2 tRNA genes are annotated in these 258 nt (G+C 50.0%); both read left to right on the forward strand.

Annotation, left to right across the window (positions count from 1 at the left end):
* Positions 1–40: 40 nt before the first annotated feature.
* Positions 41–117, forward strand: a tRNA-Met gene (locus GVO60_RS22280).
* An 18-nt stretch (positions 118–135) separates the two neighbouring features.
* Positions 136–211, forward strand: a tRNA-Gly gene (locus GVO60_RS22285).
* Positions 212–258: the final 47 nt, after the last annotated feature.

A 258-nucleotide genomic window follows, 5' to 3' on the forward strand; every position in this document is an offset into this window, starting at 1 on the left:
TTTAATAAGCGCTCATCATGCTTTGAATGATGAATACGGACGCGGGATGGAGCAGCTTGGTAGCTCGTCGGGCTCATAACCCGAAGGTCGTCGGTTCAAATCCGGCTCCCGCAACCAATTCTCTTATGAGAATATGCGACACTAGCTCAGTTGGTAGAGCGCAACCTTGCCAAGGTTGAGGTCACGAGTTCGAACCTCGTGTGTCGCTCCAATTTAATAAGCGCTCATCATGCTTTGAATGATGAATACGGACGCGGG

Origin of the sequence: Vibrio atypicus (assembly GCF_009811315.1) — a bacterium.
Lineage (GTDB): Bacteria > Pseudomonadota > Gammaproteobacteria > Enterobacterales > Vibrionaceae > Vibrio > Vibrio atypicus.